This window comes from Massilia cellulosiltytica, assembly GCF_047325105.1.
Lineage (GTDB): Bacteria > Pseudomonadota > Gammaproteobacteria > Burkholderiales > Burkholderiaceae_D > Telluria > Telluria orientalis.
In genome coordinates this window covers 6633896-6652255 of sequence record NZ_CP168562.1, presented here as the reverse complement: position 1 = coordinate 6652255, position 18360 = coordinate 6633896, and the positions used below count along the sequence as shown (strand labels likewise).

18 protein-coding genes are annotated in these 18360 nt (G+C 65.7%); 8 read left to right on the top strand and 10 right to left on the bottom strand.

Going from position 1 to position 18360, the window contains the following annotated elements:
- Window positions 1–28: 28 nt before the first annotated feature.
- From gspL to ACEN9H_RS29160, 7 genes are read left to right on the top strand one after another with little or no spacing between them, the layout of a single operon-like run.
- The gene (gene gspL, locus ACEN9H_RS29190; RefSeq protein WP_413672996.1) at window positions 29–1240 is read left to right on the top strand and encodes a type II secretion system protein GspL; all 1212 of its coding nucleotides are present in this window, start codon (window positions 29–31) and stop codon (window positions 1238–1240) included.
- Window positions 1237–1755, top strand: a complete 519-nt coding sequence (gene gspM, locus ACEN9H_RS29185; protein ID WP_056134458.1) for a type II secretion system protein GspM — start codon at window positions 1237–1239, stop codon at window positions 1753–1755. The genes gspL and gspM overlap by 4 nt, the downstream gene beginning before the upstream one ends.
- Entirely contained in the window at window positions 1752–2525 is a 774-nt protein-coding gene (gspN, locus tag ACEN9H_RS29180; RefSeq protein WP_413672995.1) for a type II secretion system protein N, read from the top strand. The genes gspM and gspN overlap by 4 nt, the downstream gene beginning before the upstream one ends.
- On the top strand, window positions 2525–4864 hold the full coding sequence (gene gspD, locus ACEN9H_RS29175; RefSeq protein WP_413672994.1) for a type II secretion system secretin GspD: 2340 nt from the start codon (window positions 2525–2527) through the stop codon (window positions 4862–4864). The genes gspN and gspD overlap by 1 nt, the downstream gene beginning before the upstream one ends.
- Window positions 4865–4870: 6 nt before the next feature.
- Entirely contained in the window at window positions 4871–6295 is a 1425-nt protein-coding gene (gene gspE, locus ACEN9H_RS29170; RefSeq protein WP_056134463.1) for a type II secretion system ATPase GspE, read from the top strand.
- Window positions 6296–6298: 3 nt separating this feature from the next.
- On the top strand, window positions 6299–7519 hold the full coding sequence (gene gspF / locus ACEN9H_RS29165) for a type II secretion system inner membrane protein GspF (protein WP_056134466.1): 1221 nt from the start codon (window positions 6299–6301) through the stop codon (window positions 7517–7519).
- A gap of 11 nt (window positions 7520–7530) precedes the next feature.
- Window positions 7531–8247: a type II secretion system protein N gene (locus ACEN9H_RS29160; RefSeq protein WP_413672993.1), complete on the top strand. Its 717-nt coding sequence runs from the start codon at window positions 7531–7533 to the stop codon at window positions 8245–8247.
- A 3-nt stretch (window positions 8248–8250) separates the two neighbouring features.
- On the opposite strand, the gene ACEN9H_RS29155 is transcribed toward ACEN9H_RS29160, so the two are convergent.
- Complete coding sequence (locus tag ACEN9H_RS29155) at window positions 8251–8982, bottom strand: helix-turn-helix domain-containing protein (RefSeq protein ID WP_056134472.1); 732 nt, start codon at window positions 8980–8982, stop codon at window positions 8251–8253.
- A gap of 204 nt (window positions 8983–9186) precedes the next feature.
- Between ACEN9H_RS29155 and ACEN9H_RS29150 the strand changes: the two genes are divergently transcribed.
- Window positions 9187–9567, top strand: a complete 381-nt coding sequence (locus ACEN9H_RS29150; RefSeq protein WP_413672992.1) for a cupin domain-containing protein — start codon at window positions 9187–9189, stop codon at window positions 9565–9567.
- A gap of 7 nt (window positions 9568–9574) precedes the next feature.
- Here the strand turns inward: ACEN9H_RS29150 and ACEN9H_RS29145 are convergent, their stop codons facing one another.
- From ACEN9H_RS29145 to ACEN9H_RS29105, 9 genes are all read right to left on the bottom strand, one after another.
- Window positions 9575–9772, bottom strand: coding sequence for a hypothetical protein (locus ACEN9H_RS29145; protein WP_056134478.1), 198 nt, complete (start codon window positions 9770–9772; stop codon window positions 9575–9577).
- A 28-nt stretch (window positions 9773–9800) separates the two neighbouring features.
- Window positions 9801–11135 (bottom strand): ATP-dependent protease ATPase subunit HslU, encoded by a 1335-nt coding sequence (gene hslU / locus ACEN9H_RS29140; RefSeq protein ID WP_056134480.1) that lies wholly within the window; start codon window positions 11133–11135, stop codon window positions 9801–9803.
- 37 nt (window positions 11136–11172) lie between these two features.
- Window positions 11173–11709, bottom strand: a complete 537-nt coding sequence (hslV, locus tag ACEN9H_RS29135) for an ATP-dependent protease subunit HslV (protein ID WP_036231052.1) — start codon at window positions 11707–11709, stop codon at window positions 11173–11175.
- Window positions 11710–11803: 94 nt separating this feature from the next.
- Entirely contained in the window at window positions 11804–13105 is a 1302-nt protein-coding gene (locus ACEN9H_RS29130) for an STAS domain-containing protein (protein ID WP_413672991.1), read from the bottom strand.
- A gap of 208 nt (window positions 13106–13313) precedes the next feature.
- A complete protein-coding gene (dksA, locus tag ACEN9H_RS29125) occupies window positions 13314–13766 on the bottom strand; it encodes an RNA polymerase-binding protein DksA (protein ID WP_056134490.1) in 453 nt (150 codons plus the stop codon).
- Window positions 13767–13919: 153 nt separating this feature from the next.
- Window positions 13920–14981 carry a CobW family GTP-binding protein gene (locus ACEN9H_RS29120; RefSeq protein ID WP_413672990.1) on the bottom strand — a complete coding sequence of 354 codons (1062 nt, stop codon included), beginning with the start codon at window positions 14979–14981 and terminating at the stop codon, window positions 13920–13922.
- 111 nt (window positions 14982–15092) lie between these two features.
- Window positions 15093–16031: a tyrosine recombinase XerC gene (gene xerC, locus ACEN9H_RS29115; RefSeq protein ID WP_413672989.1), complete on the bottom strand. Its 939-nt coding sequence runs from the start codon at window positions 16029–16031 to the stop codon at window positions 15093–15095.
- 1 nt (window position 16032) lies between these two features.
- A complete protein-coding gene (locus ACEN9H_RS29110) occupies window positions 16033–16698 on the bottom strand; it encodes a DUF484 family protein (protein ID WP_413672988.1) in 666 nt (221 codons plus the stop codon).
- 159 nt (window positions 16699–16857) lie between these two features.
- Window positions 16858–17931 carry a porin gene (locus ACEN9H_RS29105; RefSeq protein WP_371771665.1) on the bottom strand — a complete coding sequence of 358 codons (1074 nt, stop codon included), beginning with the start codon at window positions 17929–17931 and terminating at the stop codon, window positions 16858–16860.
- Window positions 17932–18360 lie beyond the last annotated feature (429 nt).

Sequence of the window (18360 nt, the reverse complement as noted above, 5' to 3'; positions counted from 1 at the left end):
CAACAGAAGATCGAGAAAGCGAGACAGTTTGAGCACACTTTATATCCGGCATCCCGCGCGTGCCGAAGGTGAACATGCGTTGTGCCGCTTCGCCCTCGTCACCGATGGCGGCGCGATCGACCAGCATGGCGAAGGCCCGCTGCGCAACCTGGGCGACCTGGTCGGCACGAGCCGCCGCATCGTCCTGCTGCTCGCCGCCGCCGACGTGACCCTGCTGTCGGTGCAGGCGCCGCCGCTGTCCGGCGCGCGCCTGAAGGCCGCGCTGCCGGGCCTCGTCGAAGAACACATCCTGGGCGATCCGATGGACGCCGTCCTCGTGGCCGCACCCGAGCAGCCCGACGGCATGCGGCCCATCGCCGTGGTCGAGCGCGACTGGCTGCAAGGCATCGTGAAAAGCCTGCTGGCGCAGGGCGCGCGCACCATCATGGCCGAGCCCGCGCAACTGTGCTTGCCTTTGCAGCCGGGCAGTGTTGCCGCCGCTATTTCCGGCGTCGAACTGACTTTGCGCCAGAGCCTATTCCAGGGCTTCGGCCTCGCGCTCGACGCCACGCCGGCCGTCGTGCTGCAGACGGCGCGCGCCTTCAGCGGCGACGCCCCGCTCGTGCTGTACGTGCCGCCCGCGCAACTGGGCGAATACCAGGCGCTGGCGCAGGAAGCCGGTCCCGGCATCCTGATCGAGGCCGACAACTGGACGCACTGGATCGCCGGTTCCAAGACGACTGCGCTGGACCTCGTGAGCGGCCTCGGCGCTGCGGGGGCGCCCACGCGCGACTGGCGCCGCTGGCGCTGGCCGATCGCGCTCGGCACGCTGGCCGTGGCCGTCAACCTGATCGGGCTGAACGTCGATTGGCTGCGCCTGCGCCGCGAAGCCACCACGGTGCGCCAGTCGATGATCCAGACCTACCGCAACGTGTATCCGCGTGAAACGACGATCCTCGATCCCGTACTGCAGATGCGCCAGCACGTCGCCCGCGCGCGCGCCAACACGGGCGACGTATCGCCCGACGAATTTACTTATCTCGCCTCGGCGCTGGGTGAAGCGACGCGCGCGCTCGGCCGTCCGGTTGGAATTGCATCAATCGAATACCGCGAACGCGCGTTGACCGTCAAAGTCAAACCTGAGACGGTCGACCCCGGTTTGACCGGGCAGTTGCGCACGGCCCTGGCCACGCGCCGGCTCACGCTGGAAGAAGGCACGCCGGGCAACTGGGTCATCCGCAGCACGGGAGCCAAACCATGAGCATCGCCACCACCTTCGCCCAGTACCGCGAGCGCGCCACGGCGCTCTGGCTCGCGCGCACCGAGCAGGAACGCCGCTTCCTGGCGGCCGGCGGCGCCGTCGTGCTGGCCGCGCTGCTGTATCTGCTGCTCGTCGATCCGGCCATCGAAGGGCGCGCCCAGCTGCGCCGCCAGTTGCCGCAGCTGCGCCAGCAGGCGGCCGAGCTGCAGGCCATGGCCCAGGAAGCGAGCACGCTGGCGCAGGCGCCGGAAACGCACGTCGTGCCGCTCACGCGCGACACCGTCGGCAGCAGCCTGTCGGGGCGCGGCCTGAATCCGGAATCGCTGTCGGTGAACGGCGAGTACATCAAGCTGCAGTTGAATAACGTGGCGTTCGCCAACCTCGCCACGTGGCTGGACGAGCAGCGCCGCGCCAACCGCTTGCTCGTGCAGGACGCCGTCGTCACGTCCCTGCCCGCCGCCGGCCAGGTCGACGCCAGCCTGACGCTGCGCCAGAACACCGGCAGCGGCCAATGAAGCGCACGTTCGCCTGGATCGCGCTGCCGACGCTCGCGGTGATCCTGACGGTACTGGCGTTCCTGCCGGCGGCATGGCTCGCGCCGATGGTCGAACGGCAGACGGATGGCCGTTTGACTCTGGGGGATGCGCAGGGTACGCTTTGGCGCGGCTCAGCCTTTGTGGGCGGGGCGCCGGGCGCGGGCGGATCCGTCACGCCGCTGCTGCCGGGACGCTTCAGCTGGCGCCTGTCGCCGCTGGTGCTGTTCGGGGATGTCAGCATGGACCTGGCCAACGACCAGGCGTTGGCGCAGCCCGTACACGTCAGCGGCAACTGGTCGCAATGGCAGGTCAGCGCCGGCCAGCTGCTGTTGCCGGCCGAGGGCCTGGCCGGGCTGGGTGCGCCGTTGAACACGCTCGCGCTCACGGGCACGATCAAACTGTCCTGGAACCTGCTGGACATCGCGCGCCAGGGCAATACGGTGGCGGTGAGCGGGCGCACGGTGCTGTCGCTGACCGACATGGGATCGCGCATGAGCCCGATCAAACCGCTCGGTACCTACGAGATGGCCATGGACTGGCACGGCCAGCGGGCCGACGTGGTGCTGCGTACGGTGAGCGGTGCGCTCCTGCTGTCTGGTAATGGAGCATTGGAAAACGGCCGCTTGCACTTCTCGGGACAGGCCGCGGCGGCCGACAAGTACGAAGACACGCTGGGCAACCTGCTCAACCTGCTGGGTCAACGGCGTATGGTGAACGGCAAGAACATAATCGCGTTAGAGTTCAGATGATGAAAAAAAATCCAACCCGCAGCATCCAGCAACTCCCGGCACTGCGCCGCATCGTGGCCGGCGCCATGCTCTGCTGCACCGTCGGAACCAGCGTCCTGCCGCCGCTCGCCCATGCCCAGGACGGTAGTGGTAATGGCGCCGCGCTCAACTTCGTCAATGCCGACATGGAGTCCGTGATCAAGGCGGTCGGCCATTACACGGGGACGACGTTCATCATCGACCCGCGCGTGAAAGGCACGCTGACGCTCGTTTCGGAAAAGACATTGACCAGGGCCCAGGCCTTCTCGCTGCTGACCTCGGCACTGCGCCTGCAGGGCTATGCGGTCGTTACCGGCGACGGTTATGCGAAGGTGGTGCCGGAAGCGGAAGCGAAGCTGCAGTCCTCGCCCACGCAGGTCGGCATCGGCGGCTCGAAGGTCAAAGGCGACCAGATCGCCACGCAGATCTACCGCCTGCAGCATGAGTCCGCCGCCAACCTGACGGCCGTGCTGCGTCCGCTGATCTCGCCCAACAACTCGATCATGGCCGACCCGGGCAACAACAGCCTCGTGATCACGGACTATGCCGACAACCTGCGCCGCCTGTCGAAGATCATCGCCGCGCTCGACGCGCCGGCCACCGGCGACCTCGACGTGGTCCCGATCCGCAACGGCATCGCCAGCGACGTCGCCACGCTCGTCACGCGCCTGATGGAACCGGCGGCCGGTGGCGATGCGGGCCGCGTCACCGTGCTGGCCGATCCGCGCACCAATACCGTCATCGTGCGTGCGCCGTCGCCGGCCCGCGCGAGCATGGCCAAGAACCTGATCGCGAAGCTCGACCAGCCGACGACGGAACTCGGCAACATCCACGTGGTCTACCTGAAGAATGCCGACGCCAGCAAGGTCGCGCAGACGCTGCGCGCCGTCGTGTCGCAGGATGCGTCGGCCGTGCCGGTGCAGCAGCAGGGCACGTCGGGCGGTTCGATCCAGTCCACCGCCACCGGTGGCGCCGGTGGTGCCGGCGGACTCGGCGGCCAGCAGGGCCAGCAGAGCAGCGTCGGCATGGGCGGCACGGGCGGCTCGTTCGCCCAGCAGGGCCAGGCCACGGCCGGCGGTGCCGGCGGCGGCCAGGGTTCCGGCTTCATCCAGGCCGACGCATCGACCAACAGCCTCATCATCACGGCGCCGGACGCCGTGTACCGCAACCTGCGCGCCGTCATCGACCAGCTCGACGTGCGCCGCGCCCAGGTCTACATCGAGGCGCTGGTGGTCGAGGTGACGTCGACCGACGCGTCCGAGTTCGGCGTGCAATGGGTGGGCCTGACCGGCAACAACAACAGCAGCTACCGCGTCGGCGGCCTGCAGTCGTTCAGCCTCGGCGGCAGCAATAACAACATCGTCAACCTGGCGCTGGCCGCGGCGACGGGCATCAGCGGCGCGTCCGGCGCGACCACCGGCAGCTCGATCCCGACGCCGACCGGCCTGTCGATCGGCCTCTTCAAGCAGGTGAACGGCGAGCTGGGCCTGGGCGCGATCGCGCATGCCCTTGAAAGTACGGGACACGCCAACATCTTGTCGACACCGAACATGATCACGCTGGATAACGAACTGGCGACGATCAAGGTCGGCCAGAACATACCGATCATCACCGGTTCCTTCACGACGGGCGCGAGCGGGGCAAGCAATCCGTTCCAGACGGTCGACCGCAAGGACGTGGGCCTGCTGCTGAAAGTGCGCCCGCAGATTTCCGAAGGGGGTACGATCAAGCTGGCGATCTACCACGAGAATTCGGGGATCGACAATTCCGTCAGCTCGGCGTCGGGCATCGTGACCACCGTCCGCGCGATCGAGAGCAACGTGTTGGCCGACAATGGCCAGATCGTCGTGCTGGGCGGGCTGATCTCGGACGATGAATCCGAGAACAACGAAAAGACGCGTGGGCTGGGCGACATTCCGATCATCGGCAACCTGTTCAAGTACCGCACCCGCACGCGCGCCAAACGTAACCTGATGGTGTTCCTGCGCCCGGTCGTGGTGCGCAGCAAGGAACAGAACGACAGCCTGTCGATGGACCGCTACGAATTCATGCGCGCCGCCGGCACGACGGCACAACCGGTCGACGACACCGTGCTGCTGAAGAACCTCGGCGCACCGGTGCTGCCGAGCCTGGTCAATGGCCAGCCGCCCGTGGGCAGTGCGATGGCGACGATGCCGCCGCCGGCACCCGCCACTGCGCGTCCGGGCGCCGCCACCGGGCCGGGCACGAGCCAGCCCAAGGCGCCGGCCCAGCCGGAGTTCCGTCCTGTGCAACCCGCGCAACCTGAATACCGGCCGGCGACGCCGACCCAACAGAATTGACAGACGATGAATAACTTGTTGCCCTACGCATTCGCACGCGATTACGGCGTGCTGGCGCGTTCCAGCGGCGACCCGTCGCAAGCCGTCGAAGTGCTGGTCTCGAACGCGACCAAGCCCGCGGCGATCGCCGAGGTCTCGCGCCGTTTCGGGCGCATCACCCTGCGGCGGATGGAACGCGCCGAACTGGAATCGGCCATTGCCGCCGCGTACCAGTCGGCCGGCGGCGACGCGTCGCAGGTCGCGGACGAGTTCGATGCAGACCTCGACCTCACGAAGCTGCTGCAGGACGTGCCCGCGATCGAGGACCTGCTGGAATCGTCCGACGATGCGCCCGTCATCCGCATGATCAACGCGCTGCTCACGCAATCGCTGCGCGAAGGCGCGTCGGACATCCATATCGAACCGTTCGAGCAGACGTCCGTCGTGCGCTTCCGCATCGACGGCGCGCTGCGCGACATCGTGCGCCCGCGCAAGGGCATCCACGCGTCGCTGATCTCGCGTATCAAGATCATGTCGCAGCTCGACATCGCGGAAAAACGCCTGCCGCAGGACGGCCGCATCACGTTGCGCATCGGCGGCAAGCCCGTCGACGTGCGCGTGTCGACCCTGCCGACCGGCCACGGCGAACGCGCCGTGCTGCGTCTGCTCGACAAGGAAGCGGGCCGCCTCGACCTCAGCCACCTCGGCATGAGCGGGCAGATGCTGCCGCAGTTCGACAAGCTGATCAACCAGCCACACGGCATCGTGCTCGTCACGGGCCCGACCGGTTCCGGTAAAACGACGACCCTGTACGCGTCGCTGTCGCGCCTGAATTCGACGACCACCAACATCATGACGGTGGAAGACCCGATCGAATACGACCTGCCCGGCATCGGCCAGACGCAGGTCAACGCCCGCATCGACATGACGTTCGGCAAGGCCCTGCGCGCGATCCTGCGCCAGGACCCGGACGTGATCATGATCGGCGAGATCCGCGACCTTGAAACGGCCCAGATCGCCGTGCAGGCCTCGCTGACGGGCCACCTCGTGCTGGCCACGCTGCACACGAACGACGCCGCGTCGGCCGTCACCCGTCTGCTGGACATGGGTATCGAGCCGTTCCTGCTGTCGTCGTCGCTGTTGGGCGTGATGGCCCAGCGCCTCGTGCGCAAGCTGTGCCCGCACTGCAAGCGCCAGGAAGCGGGACATTGGGTGGCGGTCGGGTGCGACCGCTGCGGCCACACGGGCTTTCACGGCCGCGTGGGCGTGTACGAGCTGCTCGAGACGAACGAACAGATCCGTTCGCAGATCCACAACCAGGCCGCCGAGGCCGAGATCCGCAACGCGGCCCTGAAATCCGGCATGAAGACCATGCACGACGATGGCCAACGGTGGGTGCAGGAAGGCATCACGACGGAAGCCGAACTGCTGCGCGTGACGAAGGTGGATTGATCGATGCCCGCCTTCCGCTATGAAGCCGTCGACACGGGCGGCGTGACCCGCAAGGGCGTCCTGAACGCCGACAGCCCGCGTGCCGCGCGCGCCGACCTGCGCCTGCAGGGATTGACGCCGCTCGCCGTCGAGGCCATCGCGGCCCAGGTCGACGAGAGCGGGGCAGCGCGTGCGCGCGGCTTCGGCGAGCGCCTGTCCCAGGTCGAGCTCGCGCTGTTCACGCGCCAGCTCGCGAGCCTGCTGGAAGCCGGCCTGCCGCTCGAACAGGCCTTCACCGCGTTGCTGGAACAGGCCGAGCGTGCCTACGTGCGCGACCTGATCGCGTCGATCCGGTCCGAAGTGATGGGCGGCGCGTCGTTCTCCAGTGCGCTGGCGCGCCATCCGCGCGACTTCGCCGAGATCTACCGGGCCCTCGTCGCGTCCGGCGAACAGATCGGCCAGCTGTCGCGCGTGCTGTCGCGCCTGGCCGACTACATCGAACGCCGCAATGCCCTCGTGCAGCGGGTGCGCCTGGCGTTCACCTATCCGGCCATCGTCACCGTCGTCGCGTTCGCGATCGTGATCTTCCTGCTGACCTATGTCGTGCCGCAGATCGTGTCGGTGTTCGCCAACACCAAGCAGAAACTGCCGTTCCTGACCATCCTCATGCTCGGTGTGTCGAACTTTACGCGTGCCTACGGGATCTATGTGGCATTGGTCGTCATCGCGGCGTGGTACGCGTGGCGCCGCGCCCTGCGCAACCCCGTGCTCAAGCGCCGCTGGCATACGTGGCTGTTGAACGCGCCCGTGTACGGCAAGTTCGAGCGCAGCCTGAACACGACCCGTTTCGCGAGCACCCTGGCGATCACGACGGGCTCCGGTGTGCCCATCCTGCGCGCGCTCGAGACGAGCCGCGACACGTTGTCGAACGTGGCGATGAAGGAACTCGTGGAACAGGCGACCGCCAGCGTGCGCGAGGGCGTGAGCCTGGCGCGGGCGCTGTCGGCGCAAAAGCTGTTCCCGCCCATGCTCGTGCACATGATCCGCGCGGGCGAGATCACGGGCGAACTGCCGGCCATGCTCGAACGGGCCTCGAATTCACAGCAGGCCGACCTCGAACGGCGCACCCTGACCATCGCCGGCCTGCTGGAGCCGGTGCTGATCCTGGCCATGGGCCTCGTCGTGCTATTGATCGTGCTGGCCGTGCTGATGCCGATTATTGAAATCAACCAGTTGGTGCAGTGACAAGGAAACTGATGAACAAGCGCTTGCCTTTTTTCCTGAGCCTGCTGGGCGTGGTCCTGTTTGCCGTGTCGCTGGCGTACTGGATCATGCAGTTGTACCAGCCGCCCCAGCGCCCGATCGCGGCGGCGCCGCAGGCCGCCATGCCCGACCCGACCATCGATGCCGCCGCCACTTTGTTTGGTGGCCAGGTCTCCGTGGCAAGCGCGACCAATTACCAGTTGACGGGCGTCGTGGCGGACGGGAGCAGCAGCGTGGCGATCATCGTCGCCGAAGGTTCGCCGCCGAAGGCGCTGCGAGTCGGCAAGGAGCTTGCGCCCGGCATCACGCTGGCGGAAGTCCACCCGCGCTATGTGATGCTGTCCGATGGCGGCGTCATGAAGCGTGTCGACCTGGCGACCGATACCAAGCCCGCCGCGGCGATGGGTGGCGCGCCCGGCGGCATGCCGCCCAGTGGGGCGCCGCCGGGCGGCATGCCGCAGCAGAATTTTCCGCAGCCCCAGCAGATCACGACCGCACCGGCCGCGCAGCCGGTGCAGGCCGTACCGGAGCCGCCGATGGCGCCGGGCGCCGTCCAGCCACAGCCGTCCATGACGAACCCGGGCGACGTCGGCACGCACGACAATCCGCCGCCCGCGAACCCGAACCCGATCAATCCGACGCCGAACGGTCAGCAGATGCCGCCGCAGACGCGCGGCGACAATCCGGCCGGCCAGATGAATACGCAATAAGCGTCAGCGCCGCAATGCGGTGAACGCCGCGAATTCCCACGAACGGAAACCCACCAGCAACGTGAAGCCGTCGCGCTCCTGCGGGGGCAGGCGGCGGTCGTTGCGGTGCATGCGTGCGAGTTCGCCGGCCAGCTGATGGATCTTTTCCGCCAGCTCGGCGGCGCTCGCCAGCGACAGGCGTGCGGGCAGGCACATCAAGGTTTCGCCGGCACCGTCGAAGTTACCGGCGAAATAATCCTCGACGACGTGGGCGCGGAAGAAGCGCTGCACCGGCCCGTCCGGCAACCAGCGGAACGCGTTCGAGACCCGCAGCGTGTAACGGTTCAGCGGCTTCAGTTCGATCACGCCGAGGCGGTCGAGTTCCACCAGCAAGCCGATGCATTCGGGTTCGCTCAAACGATAGGTTTCCACCATCTGTTCCAGGCTCCAGTGCCCGAGGCAGCAGATCGCCACGAGCAGCAGGCGCGGGTTGGCGACGAGCGCCGTTTCCTGGATGAGCGTGAGCGTGTCGGCCTGCGGCCGCGCATCGGCCGCGCGCCGCAGCACGTCTTCCATGGCGATGCCGGCCGCCTGGCAGATCTGCGCCAGGCGCGACAGGGTCATGTCCTTCTGGCCGAACATGCGTTTGATACTCGATTCGCTCATCGCGATGCGGTCGGCCAGCATCTTGTAGGTGATCCCGGCTGCGCGCAGTTCGGCGCGCAGCACGTCCAGCAGCATGTCGGGGGAGCTCATGGTTGTGGTCAGTTCTCTGTTTTCGTTCGTCAACTCGGCCTGACGAATGTACAGAAGAAGGCAGGGCAGTTCAAGAAATGTCGAGTCCCGCCAGCCACGACCGCCTGCTGAGTCGGGTCAGCGTTATGATACGCATCAGTTCAGGTGCGAACGTCTGTGCCCTCGCCGCTGCGCCGGTGTCCAATCGATACCAAAGGAGGAACCATGAAAACGGTAACCGTGATCACTCTGGCGCTATTGGGCGCGGCTGCGTTTGCGCAAGCGCCGGGCGTGCGGCGCACCGATCTGCTGAAGCATGACAGCGTGGTGTCGGGACGCGAAGTCGTGGAGGTGCGCGTCGAGGTCGACGCCGGTCATGGCGTGCCGAGGCATACGCATCCGGGTGATGAAGTGCTGTACGTGGTCGAGGGCATGCTGGAGTACCTGCCCGACGGCAAAGCGCCGGTGATGCTGAAGGCGGGGCAATCCGTCTTCATCCCGGCCGGCACCATCCACGCGGCCAGGAACCCCGGCACGGTGGCCGGGGCGGGCATCGCCACCTATTTCGTCGAGAAGGGCAAGCCGCTGATCATGCCGGCAAAGTAGGGCCTGATCAGTCCTCGTCCGGTTCGAGCTTGACCTTCTTGAGCGCACGCTTCGCGGCCAACCGCTCGCTGGCCTCGGGTTTTGCATGCGCTCCAGCCGCGCGCGCCTTGGCGAAGCCGGCGAACGGGTTGCGGGGTTTGAGTGGCGGCGTCGGCTCGACACGCAGCCGCATTTTTTGCCGGGTTGCCAGTGCCTTGTTTGCCATCGCCGCCTCTCCTTTTTGCAGCCGTGGATTACAACACGTAGCGCGACAGGTCTTCGTTGACCGCCAGCGCATCCAGCCGTTCGTTGACGTAGGCCGCGTCGATGACGAGCGCCTGGCCCGACTTGTCGGTGGCCGAGTACGAGATCTCTTCCAGCAGCTTTTCCATCACCGTGTACAGGCGGCGCGCGCCGATGTTCTCGGTGCGCTCGTTGACGGAATACGCGATCTCGGCCAGGCGATGGATGCCGTCGTCGGCGAACTCGAGTTTGACGCCTTCCGTCGCCAGCAGGGCTTCGTACTGCTTGGTGAGACTCGCGTCCGTCGAGGTCAGGATGCTCTTGAAATCCTCGATCGACAGCGATTCCAGTTCGACGCGGATCGGGAAGCGGCCCTGCAGCTCGGGAATCAGGTCCGACGGTTTCGACAGGTGGAACGCGCCCGAGGCGATGAACAGGATGTGGTCGGTCTTGATCATGCCGTACTTCGTGTTCACCGTCGTGCCTTCGACGAGCGGCAGCAGGTCGCGCTGCACGCCCGCGCGCGAGACGTCCGCACCGCCGTGTTCCGAACGCGACGCGATCTTGTCGATCTCATCCAGGAACACGATGCCGTTCTGCTCGACGTTGGCGATGGCCTTCTGCTTCATCTCGTCTTCGTTGATGAGCTTGGCTGCTTCCTCGTCGACGAGCAGCTTCATCGCTTCCTTCACCTTCATCTTGCGGGGCTTCTTGCGCCCCGCCCCGACGCCGGCGAACATCGACTTGATCTGTTCCGTCATTTCTTCCATGCCGGGCGGTGCCATGATTTCCATCTGCGGCGAGGCTTCGGCGACGTCGATCTCGACTTCCTTGTCGTCGAGCGCGCCTTCGCGCAGGCGCTTGCGGAAGGTCTGGCGCGTGGCGTCGCCGCCGTCCTTGGCGTCGCTGCTGACGTTGAAGCCGAAGTCGCGCGCCGGCGGCACGAGAATGTCGATGATGCGGTCCTCGGCCGCGTCCTCGGCGCGCTGGCGCACCTTCTTCATTTCGCTGGCGCGGGTCTGCTTGACGCCGATGTCGATCAGGTCGCGGATGATGGTGTCGACGTCGCGGCCGACATAGCCGACCTCGGTGAACTTGGTCGCCTCGATCTTGATGAACGGCGCGTCGGCCAGCTTGGCCAGGCGGCGCGCGATCTCGGTCTTGCCGACACCCGTCGGGCCGATCATGAGGATGTTCTTCGGGGTGATCTCGTGGCGCAGCGGTTCCTCGACCTGCTGGCGGCGCCAGCGGTTGCGCAGCGCGATCGATACGGCGCGCTTGGCTTTGCTTTGGCCGACGACGTGCTTGTCGAGTTCCGAGACGATTTCGGACGGGGTCATGTTCATAATTGTGCTCATGAGTGCTTTCGTGCGGGAGAGGCCGTTATTCCAGCGTCTCGATGATGTGCGACATGTTCGTATAGATGCATAGCTCGCCTGCGATGGTCAGCGCTTTCTTGACCACGTCGGCCGGGGCGAGATCCGTGTTTTCCTGCAAGGCCTTGGCCGCGGACTGCGCGTAGATGCCGCCCGAGCCGATCGCGCCGATGCCGTCTTCCGGTTCGAGCACGTCGCCGTTGCCGGTGATGATCAGGGTCTTTTCGCGGTCGGCCACCAGCAGCATGGCTTCCAGGCGGCGCAGCACGCGGTCGGTGCGCCAGTCCTTGGCCAGTTCGACCGAAGCGCGCAACAGATTGCCCTGGTGTTTTTCCAGTTTCGCTTCGAAACGGTCGAGCAGGGTGAAGGCGTCGGCCGTGCCGCCGGCAAAGCCGCACAGCACCTTGTTCTGGTAGAGCTTGCGTACCTTGCGCGCCGAGCCCTTCATGACGACGTTGCCCAGGGTGACTTGTCCGTCGCCGCCGAGCGCGACCTGGTTGCCGCGCCGTACGCTGACGATCGTCGTGCCGTGAAATTGTTCCATATTTGCCTCGTGGTTGATCTGCTCACCGCAAGTGGGGATGCGATATGAAATTGCAAGACTGAACCGTATCCGAGGGGCACGGCGCCTGGCGGCGTCAGTATCGGTGGGCGTACAGACGCACTTGGTCGCCGATGCCAAGCAGGCGCAGCAGCGCGGCGACGGGATGGTTAAGGTCGCGCAGCACGACCTCGCGCCCGTCCTGGGCAAGCGTGCGCAGATGGGCGGCGAGGGCGCTCGCGGCCGCGTAATCGATGCGTGCGAGCCGGGACCCGTCCAGCACGAGGACCGGATGGCGCGCCGCGTGGTCGGCGATGGCAGCCAGCAGCGCCGCGCTGTCGCCCCGGATCGCGGCCGGCAGGAGGAAGCGGTCGCCCGCCGCCGCCGGGCCGGCCGCCAGGCTCAAGGCCGCGTGCTTCGGGGCCTCGAACGACGGCGGCGACACTTCGAAGGTGACGCAATAATCCATCGCGGTCTCCTCGAAATCCTTTTCACGGTTCGTCAGCAGCAGCAGTTCCAGCAACAGCAGCCAGGGCGTCTCTCCCGCGCGGCGGTCGCCGATCGCCAGCATCGGACGCAGCACGGCGACGAGGTGGTCGGCGCCTGCCAGCACGAGTTCGCGTCCCGCCTTGCGCAGCGCCTGCAGCGCGTCCAGCAGCAGGGCGCAGCCCGGCGCCGTCACTGCGGTGACGGCCTGGAATTCGAACCGGACCAGCGGACCGGGCGAGGCGGCGCGGGCGAGTTGCGCGCGGGCGAGCGGACCGTCGTCGAGGCGGCCGGACAGGGTGGCCGTCGGGATCGCCCCCGATACCTGGCGGTCGGGCGCGTGCGACGTGTCCGCGACGGGGTGATACGTGGGCGGCGACGTCTCGAACCGGCTGGCGTAGTCGATCGCGATGCTTTCGAACTCGTGTTCGAGGCCCATGATCTGGACCAGGTCGAACAACATCCACCACGGCAGGCGGTCGCCGTCCTGGTCGCGCAGGCTCGTGCGCAGCAGCAGGGCGGCCGCGTCGAGCTGGTCGTTGGCGTACAGGATCGCCGCTTCCTCGACGACCGGCGCGCTCGACGGGGTAGCGGCCGCGTCCGGCATTTCATCCTCGCCCGGCAGGAGGTCCGTGGCCTGCTCAGGCGGCGCCGCGCCGGCGGCGGCCGGCGGGCGCCGGGTGCCGGCCCAGGCGTCGTCGTCGAAGATGGCGGAGGCCATCTCCAGTTCGATCGCATCGATCTTGGCCGCGGTGGCGCGCGCGATTTCACGCTGGCGTTCGCGCTCCGCCTCGGTATCGAGAGAAAGCCGCGTGACGGGGCCGGCAGTCAGCGGATCGTCAGGGCGCGGGCAGCCGTCCGCACCCGCCAGCGGTGCGTTGCCTTTTTTCTTCAGGAAATCGAAGAGTCCCATGCCGTCCTTGTCTGCCCATTTGCCGGTCGAGACATTAGCATGGCGGCGCGGACGGTGTGGTGCGCACGCCTGAGCTGCGTCAACTTGCCGGCGATCCGATAAGTGTATCCGATGGGAAATAATTCGTGCGCACGAACCCTAGGGTCATCGGCCCCAAAAACAAAAAAGCATGCGCGGGCGCATGCTTTTTCATCGGCGCGTACGGCGATCAGTCACCGTACAGCTTTTGCTTCAGCTCGCGGCGCTGCTGGGCTTCCAGCGACAGGGTCGCGGTCGGACGGGCGATCAGGCGGGGGATGCCGATCGGTTCGCCGGTCTCTTCGCACCAGCCGTACTCGCCGGACTCGATCGAGGCCAGCGATTGCTGGACCTTCTTGAGCAGCTTGCGCTCGCGGTCGCGGGTACGCAGCTCGAGCGCGTGCTCTTCCTCGATGGTGGCGCGGTCGGCCGGATCGGGAACGAGTACGGTTTCGCGCAGGTGTTCCGTCGTTTCGCCTGCGTTTTTCAGCAGTTCCTTTTCGAGTTCCTGCAGGCGGTTCTTGAAGAACGCCAGCTGGGCCGGGTTCATGTAGTCGTCGTCGCTCATGGCCCGAATTTCTTCTTCCGTCAGGAGGCGTTCTTCGGGCTGCGCAACGGTATTCGGTTTCGTTGTTTTAGTCATGACTTCACTTACCTTTGATACGACAGAGTTTCCATTTTATCAGCTAACTCAGCGGTTACCATTGCTTCGGTGTGCGCGCCGGGCGAGCTGCCGTGACCGTTGTTCAGTCGTTCAACCACAGGGTGCATGAGAGCACCATAGAACCGGGGTAGTTTATACCAAACACTGTTCCAATCCGCGAATAAAGACATCTTTCGGTAAATTTTTACCAATAAACACCATCTTGCTGCCGCGCGATTCGCCATCCGCCCACTTTGCACCGAGGTCGCTGCCCATGATTTGATGCACGCCTTGGAAGACGACCTTGCGATCCGCGCCCGCCATCGACAGCACGCCCTTGTAACGCAGCATGTTCGGACCGAATACTTGGACCATGCTGCCGAGGAATTGATCCAGACGCTCGGGGTCGAAAGCACGGTCGCTCTTGAAGACGAACGCGGCGATGTCGTCGCTGTGGTGGCCATGATGGTGGTCGTGGCTGTGGTCGCACGCTTCCGTGTGGACGTGGTCGTGGTCATGATCGTGGTCGTGGTCGTGACCATGGTCGTGCGCCTCTTCCGTCGTGAGGAAGGCGGGATCCAGCTCCAGCTTGTCGTTCAGGTTGAAGCCGCGCAGGTCGAGCACGTCGCTGATCGGGGCGCGGCCGAAGTCCGACGTGCTGATCGGTGCGCGCGGGTTGATGCGACGGATGCGCGCCTTCAGTTCCTCGACGGCGGCGGCGTCCACGAGGTCCGTCTTGGACAACAGGATCTTGTCGGCGAAACCGACCTGGCGCTGGGCTTCCTCGTGGCGGTCCAGCTGGTCCATGGCGTGGCGGGCATCCACGACGGTGACGACGGCGTCGAGCAGGTAGTGTGCGCCGACTTCCTCGTCGACGAAGAACGTCTGGGCCACCGGGCCCGGATTGGCGAGGCCGGTGGTCTCGATGACGACGCGGTCGAAGCTGATTTCGCCCGCTTCGCGCTTGCGTGCCAGGTTCGTCAGGGCGACGATCAGGTCGCCGCGCACGGTGCAGCAGATGCAGCCATTGTTCATTTCGACGATCTGCTCGCTCGGATCCTGCACGAGGATTTCGTTGTCGATATTTTCCTGGCCAAACTCGTTTTCGATGACGGCGATGCGCAGGCCGTGCTCTTCCTGCAGGATGCGGTTGAGCAACGTGGTTTTGCCGGCGCCGAGGAAGCCGGTCAGGATGGTGCTTGGGATCAATTCCATATGTCGTTGTCCAATGGTGGGCGCCGTTCCGGCCGCAGGGAATCGGAAGATTATGCCGGAATTTGCGGATCGTCACCACCCGGCATGCCGTGCCTGCCTGCGCTGGCGCACTTACTTTCGCTTTGCGCGCGGATGGGCCCGGTCGTAGACGGCGGCGAGGTGCTGGAAGTCGAGCGAAGTATAGATCTGGGTCGACGTGATGCTGGCGTGGCCCAGCAGTTCCTGCACGGCGCGCAGGTCGCCCGAGGATTGCAGCACGTGCGAGGCGAACGAGTGGCGCAGCACGTGCGGGTGCACGTGGACCGGCATGCCGGCCTTTTGCGCATGGGCCTTCAGGCGGTATTGCACGACGCGCGGGCTGATGCGCGTGTCGCGCGCCGACAGGAACAACGCGGCGCTGCCGTCGCGCGCCGGCGGTCGCACGGCCAGCCACGCTTCCAGCGCCGCGCGCGCCGGTCCGCCGACGGGGACGCGGCGCATCTTGTTGCCCTTGCCGGTGACGACGACTTCCTGCGCTTCCAGTTCCAGCCAGCCGAGCGAGGCCGGCTGGCCACCACGGGCGGGGACGTGGTGGACGTCGAGTCCGGCCAGCTCGGATACGCGCAGGCCGCTCGAGTACAGCAGTTCGAACATGGCGCGGTCGCACAGCTCTGCGGGTTCCGGATGGCCGGACGTCGTCTTTTCCATGAGCTGGACCGCATCGTCGACGGCCAGCGCCTTCGGCAAGCGCTTGGGGCGGCGCGGCGCGCGCACGCCGTCGGCCGGGTTGGCGGCCAGCGGGCGCTGGCGCGACAGCCAGTCGAAGAAGCCGCGCCAGCCGGACAGCTTGCGCGCGATCGAGGCGGCGCTTTGCCCCTCGGCATGCAGTTTCGCCGTGACGCGGCGGATGTCGAAATGGGTCAATGCCGCCCAGTCGGCCTGGCCGGTGAGCCGGGCCAGTTCGGCCAGGTCGCGGCGGTAGGCGGCGATCGTGTGGTCGGACAGCTGGCGTTGCGTTTTCAGCTCCGCCAGGTAGCGGCCGGTCCAGTCGTCCGCGGCCGGCGTGTCCATGTCAGTCGAGCAGTGGGGCGAGCGCGGTGCTGGCCGTCTCGCCGATGTGGACGAGGAAATCCGTCGCCATCGTGGCGCTGAAGCGTTCCGGATCGGGCGAGCCGAGCACGAGCAGGCCGAAGGCGCCGCCGTTCGCGCGCAGCGGCAGCAGGACGGTCGAGCGCACGGCGTCCACGCCGTCCAGCCAGCTGACCGCCTCGAAGTCCTTGTTCGGACCGCAGTACGGCGCGCGCAGACTGCTGGCGAACAGGCGCACGTCCTCGGAGACGCCGTTCGTGTACCACGTGTCGGCGTGCTCGGACGCCAGTTTCCATAGGCGCAGCGTAGCGTGCGGCACGATGAAATGCTTGACGAGGCCTTCGGCGACGGCGACCGGGATCTCGCCCGGCACGCGGGTGCGCAGCAATTGCTGGGTCCAGCCATGGAAACGGTTGGCGATGGCCGCGTTTTCCTCGGCGTGCCGCACCAGCTCCGACATGCGCAGTTCCAGGGTGCGGTACTTGTCGCGCATGACTTCCATCTGGCGTTCCTGCAGCGACACCGCGCGGCCCGTAAGTGGGCTCGACAGTTTTACTTCGCCCAGCAAAGCGGCGTGCTCCACGAAGAACTGCGGGTGGTCGAGCAGGTATTGGGCGATGGCGGTGGGATCCAGTGTTGCGGCGGTCATGTGCGGCTTGCGAGATGGGTAGACGGTTCATTTTAACCGACGGCAATGGGTCGGCGCAGATTTCCTGTCTGCACTGTGCCACAAAAGCCAAGGGCGGACCCGGTTTCCCGGATCCGCCCTTGCTTGAGCGATGCAGCGGGGTTGCCCCCGCGGCTCGGCTTAGAACGAGTGGTTCAGGCCGATGTCGTAGTGGTTGACGGTCGGGGTAGCCGAAGATGCGCCGGTCGCCTGGTTGAAGACGTTGGTCTTGCGCGATGCGTCGACGTACAGGTACGTACGCTTCGACAGGCTGTACTCGTAGCCCAGCGAGTACTGACGGGTGATCAGGTCGTGCAGACGGACGTTTTCTTCCTGCTTCTTCAGACCGAAGCCAGCCAGCAGCTTGCCCGGGCCGACAGCGTAGGTTGCACCGATTTCAGCACCCTTGATGGTCGGACGCTGGGTGTTGGTGTGCTCCATGTTCTGGTGCGAGTAGGTACCCATCAGTTTCAGTTCCGGGGTCACCGAGAACGAACCTGCGACCGACCAGACCTTCGATTCGACGGCGTTGCGCTCGTAAGCCAGCATCGCTGCTGCCGGACCGTTGTTGTAGGTACCAGCGATCGAGAACGGGTTGGCCGAAGCCTGTGCGCCCGCAGCGTAGGTGGCAGCGCCAGCGCCGATACCGGTCACGCCGCCGCCGGTGGCTTCTTTCGATGCCCACGAAGCGTTCACCTGGAAGCCATTGGCGACCGGCGAGTTATAGAAGATCGCGTTCGAGACACGGTTGTTGTTCGGGCTGGTGCCGCCGACGTCCAGCGGAGCCGAGTTGAAGCCGGCGACCGAGATGTCGGTGTAGAAGCCGGCCTGGGTCGGCAGACCGTGCCACGGTTCGAACGAACCGACGATTTCCTGGAACGGGGTCAGGCCACGGCCCAGACGGACCATACCGAAGTCACCCTGCAGACCGACGCGGGTCTGGCCCTGGAACAGCGGACGGCCGTTGTTTTCGTTGGTGCCGGTGTCCGGCTCGTAACGCATTTCAACCTGGAACAGTGCCTTCAGGCCGTTGCCCAGATCTTCGGTGCCTTTGAAGCCCAGGGTGTTCGAAGCACGCTTGCCGATGGCCAGGGTCTGGTCGGTGCGCTTGACCATGCCGACGTCGATGTTGCCGTAGATTTGAACAGCGGTTTGAGCTTGTGCCACACCGGCGAATGCGCCCAGCAGAGCGGCTGCCACGAGGGTTTTTTTCATCTTAATTTTTATCCTAAAAAGTGAATCGAAGGAATCCAGAGAGCATTGAGATTTTTATTAGTTGCTGAACACTCGGATGTGTGAACCTTAAATGCTTAATGCGTCAAGATTGTCTGATTTGTCAATTATGACTGTTGCACTTGGTCGAAAGCCAATAAATCCAATCGTGCTGTTGTATTTTCGAAACGGCCGTGTCGGGAAACCGGGTGCACCTTAAGGCTCGTTTAAGTTTCAAAACATCATCATTCTCTCCCCGTACCACGGCAGGGTTTGTGCGGGCTCAAAGGCCTTTGGAATCGTAGCCGAATCGCATCGCCGCGGCTTTAGACTCTGGCCCATCCGACGTCCATTGTTACCGCAGTGCGCGACACATGAGCTCATCAGTAGCGCAACGCAAGCGATCTTCACGTATTTTCGTGCATTGTGCTT

Bases quoted from the DNA above. Each gene is read 5' to 3' on its own strand.
- gspM (WP_056134458.1), top strand. From the start codon at position 1,237: ATGAGCATCGCCACCACCTTCGCCCAGTACCGCGAGCGCGCCACGGCG.
- gspN (WP_413672995.1), top strand. From the start codon at position 1,752: ATGAAGCGCACGTTCGCCTGGATCGCGCTGCCGACGCTCGCGGTGATC.
- gspD (WP_413672994.1), top strand. From the start codon at position 2,525: ATGAAAAAAAATCCAACCCGCAGCATCCAGCAACTCCCGGCACTGCGC.
- gspE (WP_056134463.1), top strand. From the start codon at position 4,871: ATGAATAACTTGTTGCCCTACGCATTCGCACGCGATTACGGCGTGCTG.
- gspF (WP_056134466.1), top strand. From the start codon at position 6,299: ATGCCCGCCTTCCGCTATGAAGCCGTCGACACGGGCGGCGTGACCCGC.
- ACEN9H_RS29160 (WP_413672993.1), top strand. From the start codon at position 7,531: ATGAACAAGCGCTTGCCTTTTTTCCTGAGCCTGCTGGGCGTGGTCCTG.
- ACEN9H_RS29155 (WP_056134472.1), bottom strand. From the start codon at position 8,982: ATGAGCTCCCCCGACATGCTGCTGGACGTGCTGCGCGCCGAACTGCGC.
- ACEN9H_RS29150 (WP_413672992.1), top strand. From the start codon at position 9,187: ATGAAAACGGTAACCGTGATCACTCTGGCGCTATTGGGCGCGGCTGCG.
- ACEN9H_RS29145 (WP_056134478.1), bottom strand. From the start codon at position 9,772: ATGGCAAACAAGGCACTGGCAACCCGGCAAAAAATGCGGCTGCGTGTC.
- hslU (WP_056134480.1), bottom strand. From the start codon at position 11,135: ATGAACATGACCCCGTCCGAAATCGTCTCGGAACTCGACAAGCACGTC.
- hslV (WP_036231052.1), bottom strand. From the start codon at position 11,709: ATGGAACAATTTCACGGCACGACGATCGTCAGCGTACGGCGCGGCAAC.
- ACEN9H_RS29130 (WP_413672991.1), bottom strand. From the start codon at position 13,105: ATGGGACTCTTCGATTTCCTGAAGAAAAAAGGCAACGCACCGCTGGCG.
- dksA (WP_056134490.1), bottom strand. From the start codon at position 13,766: ATGACTAAAACAACGAAACCGAATACCGTTGCGCAGCCCGAAGAACGC.
- ACEN9H_RS29120 (WP_413672990.1), bottom strand. From the start codon at position 14,981: ATGGAATTGATCCCAAGCACCATCCTGACCGGCTTCCTCGGCGCCGGC.
- xerC (WP_413672989.1), bottom strand. From the start codon at position 16,031: ATGGACACGCCGGCCGCGGACGACTGGACCGGCCGCTACCTGGCGGAG.
- ACEN9H_RS29110 (WP_413672988.1), bottom strand. From the start codon at position 16,698: ATGACCGCCGCAACACTGGATCCCACCGCCATCGCCCAATACCTGCTC.
- ACEN9H_RS29105 (WP_371771665.1), bottom strand. From the start codon at position 17,931: ATGAAAAAAACCCTCGTGGCAGCCGCTCTGCTGGGCGCATTCGCCGGT.